Below are 7509 nucleotides of genomic sequence, written 5' to 3' on the forward strand. Positions count from 1 at the left end.
CTACAGGCGGAGATAATTCACTTCTTTTTTTTATACAGCCACCATTCTTAGATTATGGTCATCATCCGAAGAATAGTACCAGAGGATTTTGAGGCAGTCTCCCGGATTGAGGAACGGAGTTCTGGCTCAATTCAAGGTGCATATGTCTTCATCAGGCAGATGCAGGCAATAGCTGGCGATACATTCTTCGTCGCAGCGGCAGATGGCGAAGTCGTCGGCTATACCATCGGATCCATCGTCAGCTCTTCCCCTGATACGGGATGGGTTCTCCGGCTCCAGGTGGCAGATCGCCATACGAGAAAGGGAATCGGCCGGAAATTAATTGAGCAGCTCCTCACAACATTTGAAGAGACAGGGGTTGCGCAGGTACTCCTCTCGGTCTCACCAAAAAACCATGCGGCTCTCCCCCTCTATCGCTCACTTGGATTTACTGAGGATTCATTTGAGCACGACTATTTCGGGCCGGGTCAGGAACGGCATATCCTGATACTACAATTCTGATCTGTATGCGCTTCATGGGTTCAGGGTGGAGCCTGCACGAAGAGAAGATGGCCGATACAATTGCTCAGGACGAGAGACACAATCAGTTTATCCACTAAAATGACAGAGAAGAGATCATATGCAGATCTCTTCCCTTCCTGAGGATCTGGAGAAGACATATGATAGCAAAAGGCCTTTAATATGGACAGAAATTGCGTATATCATCTCTCCTTTCCTCTTTTTTCTGCCACTTCTTTTCCTTCTGCTCCTCATGCTTCCGGAAGGGAGAATGCTTCAGTTTCTCAGCCTTCTGGCTGCATATGTCATCCCGCCAGCCGGAAAGGAGTCGGTTATTCCATGTGCCATCATTCTCGGATATGACTGGTGGATGATCGCCTCGGCTGTTTTTATCATAGATTGTGCAAGCGCATGCTTTATCGCAATGAATTTTCACCATATAGCGAAAATCCCATGGTTTGGAGAGATCTTCATGAAATGTAACGAGAGTATGAAGAGGATCTCAGAAACGAATTCATGGATATCACGGCTCTCCCTCTTCGGACTCTTCCTCTTTATCTTTTTCCCTCTTCAGGGATCAGGGGCGATTAACGGGACCATCCTCAGCAGGGTTATGGGCATTAGCCCTCGTCCGGCATTCCTCTGTATTATTGCAGGATCCGGGTTGTCAGCCCTTACCATTGCCTCAGGTATCGCACTCATAGATAGTTTTACTGGCCATAATATCGTTGCAATCATAACCATTCTCCTGCTTATCATCATCGGGGCTATCGTCATTTTCTACCTTCACAAAGCCAGGGGATCATATTGTCGATAGCCTCCCCCCGTGAAAACCCTTAATGTGATTGTTTCCGATACCAGTATACATGAAACTCTTGGTAGCAGTTGCACCAGATCGGTTCCGTGATGAAGAACTGAGTGAGCCGATGAAGATATTCAAGGCAAAGGGAATAGAAACAGTCATAGGATCCACACAGACCGGTGAGTGCATGGGAATGATTGGGGACCGTGTGGAGGCGACCGTAACATTTGGTGACGTTTCCGCTGCCGAATTCGATGGCATCGTGATCATCGGCGGACTCGGAGCACAGGATTTCTTCTGGAGCAGCCGGGAGCTGGTTTCGCTTGTGAGTGACTTTAATGAGAAGGGAAAAGTCGTTGCAGCCATCTGCCTCTCCCCGGCTGTCCTCGCGCTTGCAGGTGTTCTCAAGGGTAAGAAGGCAACGGTCTTTGAAAGCCCCGCTTCAATCTATGCGATGAAAGAGGGGGGTGCATCCCTGCAGAATGATCCGGTTGTTGTCGACGGAAAGATCATAACTGCAAATGGACCAACTGCTGCAAAGGCATTTGGTGAAGCGATCGTCTCGACACTGAATGCATAACACCATGGATTTGGTACCTGAGAAGGATTGCAGCCTTATCATTCCTGCATATAATGAGGAGGAGAGGATAGGCAGCCTCCTCATCGATCTCATCGGATTTGGCGGTGAGATCATCATTATTTCAGATGGAACCGATGCAACAGCCTCGATCGTCTCCCGGTTCACCGTGGAGAATCCCGACTGCGATATCACCTGCATCTCTTCTCCTGATCGGCTCGGCAAAGGCGGCGGCATAGCCAGGGGCATGAAAAAGGCCACACGAAAGTATATCGGTTTTATGGATGCCGATGGCTCAACGGGCATTGAAGAGATGAACCAGATCTTCTCGCACCTCGATCAGGCAGATGGCGTGATCGGATCACGATGGATGCCCGAATCAATGATCCCGATCAGGCAGGGATTGATGCGCAGGGTCCAGAGCAGGGTCTTTAATATCCTGATACGCATCCTCTTTGGGCTGCCATATGCAGATACACAATGCGGAGCAAAGGCATTCCGGCGGGAATTAATCGACAGCATACTAAATACGGTGGAGTCCACCGGCTTTGAGTTTGATGTCGAGCTCCTCTGGAGAGCCCATAATGCCGGGTATGACGTGATCGAGCTGCCGATCAGCTGGAGTGACCGGGGCGGATCAAGCGTCAGGATGACTGACTCGATAGCGATGCTTGCAGGACTCCTCAGGATACGCATTCGATGAAAGATATATCACCGGAAGACCGGATTCAACAGGCATTTCTCCTCCACGAGACAGGAGCATATGAAGAGTCGTTGGCACTCTGCAGCGGATCAAAGGAGATTGCGCTTGAGATCCTGGCTGCTGAGAATCTGCTCGCACTCGGGAGGCTGGGCGATGCCGAGGCTGCCTTTTTGGATCTCATCTCCACAATTCCCGGCTCTTCAAAGGCACATCTCGGGCTCGCAGAGGTGTTCAGGAGGAGAGGGGATATCCCTGCTGCGACAGCCGGATATGCCGAGGCGATCCGCCTCGACCAGCAGAACCCTGTAGCACTCAGGGAGTATTCCCGGATCCTTGCCGGGAAGGGAGATCATCGTGGCGCCATTCCCGTACAGAAAGCCCTTGTCCGGATCTCACAGAACCCCCCGGATTGCCTCCTTCTTCTCAGGTCACTGGTTGCGATTGGGGAGGCTGATGAGGCAATTGCCATATACAGGCAGATGAAACCGGCGGGAGGGGAAAACCCCGGGTACATCGAGGCATTAATCGCATCCAAACGATATGCCGAGGCAGCAGATGCAGCTGAAGAGGCATGGATCAGGGAGAGCGATCTGATCTATCTCCGCCTCTGGCTATCTGCCCTTGCACGGATTGATCCGGCAGAGGCATATGCACGCTATAGAGGGTACATCCGGGAGTTTAGAGACTGCGAACTCCTCTTCTCAGCAGTGCTGCTTGCAAAACAGCTTCACTCCTATGATGAGGCGATTTTAATGCTCCGCTCTCTCAGGGAGATGCAGGATGAGCCGATTTACCACCTTCTTCTCTGCGATCTGCTCAGGGCGAAAGGCGAGATGGATGCAGCAGGGGAAGAATATGCAGTGCTCCTCTCAGAACAGCTCGGTTCATTTGAACACCCGGAGTCGCTGAAGGTGATCATCGAAAAATATATCGCCTTCCTTGAGTTGGCAAAGGGACAGGATTCCGTGATCGAGGAGATCAAAGGCCTCCTCGAACCGCATCCGTCATGGGTCTGCCTGGTCTCGATGGGAGAGATGTATGAACGCTATGGTGATCTCTCCCGTGCCCGCGATACCTTCTACCGGGGATACCGGAGCCACTATCTCCGTGGAGGCATCCCATATGCCGCATTTTCTGCACGAAACCACGAGTGGCGTGAGGCTGAGAAGGTGATCCTCTATATCCTCTCACATATCCAAAGAGCAGAGGATCTCGAGATGGTGGCAGGGGAGATTGTCCATGGTAAGGAGAAACTGTACCAGAACATGAAGATCACCCATGGACTCATCGGGCAGCTCATGGATATGATCCCGGATCTCACGGCAAACGGGAGAGAGATCCTCGCAGTCGCCTCCCTTTATGCGGCATCCGATGCCCTTGACAAAAGGGATTACCAGGCATGCAAGGAACACTGCCTGACCGGGCTTGATATGATGCCCTGTTATCCCTCCTCGATCAGAATTGAGGATTTTATCCCCCTCCTCTCGCAGGCAAAAGATCATGCACTCTCTGAAAGGCCGGTGATACAGAGGATGCAGGCGGATGCGGTTTCCGAAGAGATACCGATTGCGGAGAGGCTGATGCTCACCGAAAAGGAGGAGAAAGCTGCAGCCTTCATCCGGGAGCATTCGGAAGCAACTGAGATGGAACTCAGATCTCTTCTCGGCACGAGGCGTGTTGCCGGGATCATCAATGAGATTATCAGGAAGGCAGGCAAAGAAGGGATCAGCATAATCGAGAAGCGTGGCATCTCAGAGAATGGGGAGATATATGCCTGGATCTTTAGATAATACACAGGATGACCGGAAACTTCAGAGTATCGGGATCATCAATGCCCTCCGCCGGGGCACTGTCCCGGCAGAAGGGCTTGAACGGCTCGCAGTCGGTATCGCGACCGAGGAGCATGTGATCGCCGATCAGCTTCAGTATGTGGCAGCCGGACGATCAGACCTGAAGTTTTTCAGGGGCGACTTTGGGAGCGGGAAGACCTTTCTGATCTGCCGTGCCCTTGAGATTGCGAGAAACACCGGGTTTGCAACTGCTCATGTCGTCATCTCTCCGGACACCCCGCTCCACAAGCTTGCCGCCCTCTATCGTGCCATTGCACAGAACCTCCGGACCGGGACCGGCGAGGCTGCATTAAAGAGTATCATAGATACCTGGATCTTTGGGATCGAAGAACGGCTGATCGAGTCGCTTGGCGAGGAGGATGAAGAGCGGCTGGCAGCGGCTGCTTCGGAAGAGATCGAGGCGTCCCTCCTAAGGATATCCGAAGAGAACTCCGGCCTCGCGGCTGCGGTCAGGACATACTACCAGGCAAACAACCGGGGCGACTTCGCTATCGCACAGGCAGCCCTCGGCTGGATATCCGGCGAGGAGACGGTCGGCAGGAGTTTCAAGTCCGAGGCAGGCCTGAAAGGAGCAGTGGATGAAGGCTCTGCCCTCCCCTTCCTCCGTGGACTGACGAGGATCATCGTCCAGGCAGGGTACCGGGGCCTGGCGATCGCCTTTGATGAGGCGGAGACGACACAGGGGTCATCCCGGCTGCTCCGCGAGAAAGGATATGTGAACCTGAGGCGGATCATCGATTCTGTTGACAGAAATGAGATGCCCCACTCCTTCCTCCTCTTCACGGGAACTCCATCCTTCTTTGAGGGACCAAAAGGGATCAGGTCGCTCCCCCCGCTCTATGACCGGTTGCAGGTGATGGAGGATGACGGGTTTGCGAATCCTCTCCAGACCCAGATCGTTCTTCAGCGGTTTGATGAGAGGAGGCTCTTTGAGGTGGCATCCCGGGTCATTGAGATCTATGGCGAGGCATATGCGGAGGTTGACCCGGAACGGGTGAACCTCAGGTTCATACGGGCGATGATCGACCGGATCACACTCCGGTTTGGCGGCCGGATCGATGTGATCCCCCGGATATTCCTGCGTGAGTTTGTGGATATCCTTGACAAATGCACACTCCATGCTGCCTACGATCCGATGGAGAAGTACCGGTTTGAGGGCGTTGGTATGCCTGAACTGAAGGAGGAGGAGCGGGCAGTGATGGAGGTTGAGTGGTAAGAGAAGGAATCCATTTTCTTGTTTGGGCTGTAATGTCTGCTGAACAAGAGAAAGCCGCACTATGACAACGCTTGGGAAGAAAGGATATAATGCAAAAAAACAATCACGTTGTCAAAATCTGCTTCACCCAATATTGATTCTGCACCCGGCAATGTGAAGCCTCAAGGTCATAGTAAACACTAATTGGAGCATTTCAATGATTCCACCCTCAGATATCATCCAGCTTCCGGAAGGAAAAACCCTCGAATTCAAGCGTGATCTCAGCTCGCCAAAGCAGATACTCAAGGCAATAGTCGCCTTTGCAAATACGGCAGGCGGACAGATCATAATTGGTGTTCTGGATGGATCACGGGCTGTTGTGGGTATCGCTGATCCGCTTGATGAGGAAGAGAGGCTCTGCAGCCTTATTGCCGATACGATCGCTCCACGTCTTGTCCCGGATATTGAACTCTTTTCGATCGGAGAGAAGACACTGCTTGGAGTGACAGTGTACCCAAGTGGACGAAGGCCACATTTTATCAGGAGCGAGGGGCCGGATCAGGGTGTCTATGTACGGCTTGGATCCACCAACAGACAAGCCGATCGGGAACTTATCGAAGAGCTGCACCGGAGTTGTTCCGGTGTCTCCTTCGATGAGTTGCCGGTTGTGGATCAATTGATCAATGACCTGGACATTGAAGCTGCGAAGAAGAGTTTCCTTGGGATCAGGGAGTTGAATCGGGAAGAGCTCCAGACCCTGAAGCTCATCGTTCCCATGCAGGGAAGAGAGGTGCTGACAAACGGCGCCATTCTCCTCTTTGGAAGGAAGAGGGAGTACTCCTTCCCTGATGCATGGATTCAGTGCGGCAGGTTCCGCGGTACTGACAAGGCTGATATCTTCGATCATATCGACATTCGCGATCATTTTCCGGATGCAGTGGAGAGCGTGATGCTCTTCCTCAAAAAGCATGCATTCAGGGGTGCAGATTTCTCCGCAATACGGCGGAAGGATGTCTGGAGTATCCCCCTGACAATACTCCGCGAGGTCCTCATCAATGCAATTGTGCATGCCGATTATTCCCAGAAAGGTGCTCCAATCCGTGTATCATTCTTTGATGACCGGATCGAGATCGAGAATCCAGGAATTTTGCTCCCTGGAATGACGATTGAAGACGTGAAGCAGGGTATTTCCAAAATTCGAAACCGCGTCATTGCACGAATATTCAGGGAAATTGGCCTGATCGAACAGTGGGGGAGCGGATTTCGTCGGATTTTACGTGACGCGGAAGAACTCGGACTCCCCGAACCGGTTATGGTTGAGGTTGGCATGAGGGTGCGGGTCACTGTGTTTATTCACCAGCATGGAGAGGGATATCATGTGTCAGAACGAATTTGTGCAGGCTCACCGGTCAGGTCAGTGACCCAGTCGGCGACCCGGTTGACCGACCCTGTTGAGAGGTTGCTGCCACTCCTTGCTGATGGAGAAAAATCCTCTAAGGAACTGAGATCAGGGCTTAGTATGACACACCGGCACAATTTCAGGGAGAATTATATTCATCCTGCCCTGGAAGCAGGCTTTATCGAGATGACAATTCCAGAGAAGCCATCCAGCAGGTTGCAGCAATATCGCCTCACATATAAAGGAAGGGAGCATCTGGCTGGAAAGATGAAGACGGAGAACTTAAGATGAAGAGTTCTCATTCCATTAATTATATTTTCTACCCTGGTTTTGCATGAGCCCAAAGCATGAAAGCCACTGAATAGAAACCATATTACATAACCAGGATCATCACCATGCCACTCTTTGACTTTCTCAGGAAAAGCGATTTCAACAAAGGTGTCGAGCTCCAGGTCGCCGGGCACTATGCCGAAGCGCTCGATTAT

At 51.9% G+C, this 7509-nt stretch carries 7 protein-coding genes; all 7 read left to right on the forward strand.

Features of this window, described 5'->3' with window-relative positions; translation table 11 throughout:
* The first annotated feature begins 54 nt into the window (after positions 1-54).
* The 7 genes from QCH34_RS03635 (at position 55) to QCH34_RS03665 (ending at position 7315) form a co-directional block, all read left to right on the forward strand.
* The gene (locus QCH34_RS03635; RefSeq protein ID WP_300330253.1) at positions 55-501 is read left to right on the forward strand and encodes a GNAT family N-acetyltransferase; all 447 of its coding nucleotides are present in this window, start codon (positions 55-57) and stop codon (positions 499-501) included.
* A 118-nt stretch (positions 502-619) separates the two neighbouring features.
* The gene (locus QCH34_RS03640; protein ID WP_300330256.1) at positions 620-1315 is read left to right on the forward strand and encodes a small multi-drug export protein; all 696 of its coding nucleotides are present in this window, start codon (positions 620-622) and stop codon (positions 1313-1315) included.
* Between the two features lie 49 nt (positions 1316-1364).
* Entirely contained in the window at positions 1365-1880 is a 516-nt protein-coding gene (locus QCH34_RS03645) for a DJ-1/PfpI family protein (protein ID WP_300330259.1), read from the forward strand.
* On the forward strand, positions 1873-2580 hold the full coding sequence (locus tag QCH34_RS03650; protein ID WP_300330262.1) for a glycosyltransferase: 708 nt from the start codon (positions 1873-1875) through the stop codon (positions 2578-2580). The genes QCH34_RS03645 and QCH34_RS03650 overlap by 8 nt, the downstream gene beginning before the upstream one ends.
* Positions 2577-4370: a hypothetical protein gene (locus tag QCH34_RS03655; RefSeq protein WP_300330265.1), complete on the forward strand. Its 1794-nt coding sequence runs from the start codon at positions 2577-2579 to the stop codon at positions 4368-4370. Before QCH34_RS03650 ends, QCH34_RS03655 begins: the two co-directional genes overlap by 4 nt.
* Complete coding sequence (brxD, locus tag QCH34_RS03660) at positions 4351-5646, forward strand: BREX system ATP-binding protein BrxD (protein WP_300330268.1); 1296 nt, start codon at positions 4351-4353, stop codon at positions 5644-5646. The genes QCH34_RS03655 and brxD overlap by 20 nt, the downstream gene beginning before the upstream one ends.
* A 196-nt stretch (positions 5647-5842) precedes the next feature.
* Entirely contained in the window at positions 5843-7315 is a 1473-nt protein-coding gene (locus QCH34_RS03665) for a helix-turn-helix domain-containing protein (RefSeq protein WP_300330273.1), read from the forward strand.
* Positions 7316-7509 lie beyond the last annotated feature (194 nt).

The sequence above is a fragment of the Methanocalculus sp. genome, from assembly GCF_029762515.1.
Classification (GTDB): domain Archaea; phylum Halobacteriota; class Methanomicrobia; order Methanomicrobiales; family Methanocorpusculaceae; genus Methanocalculus.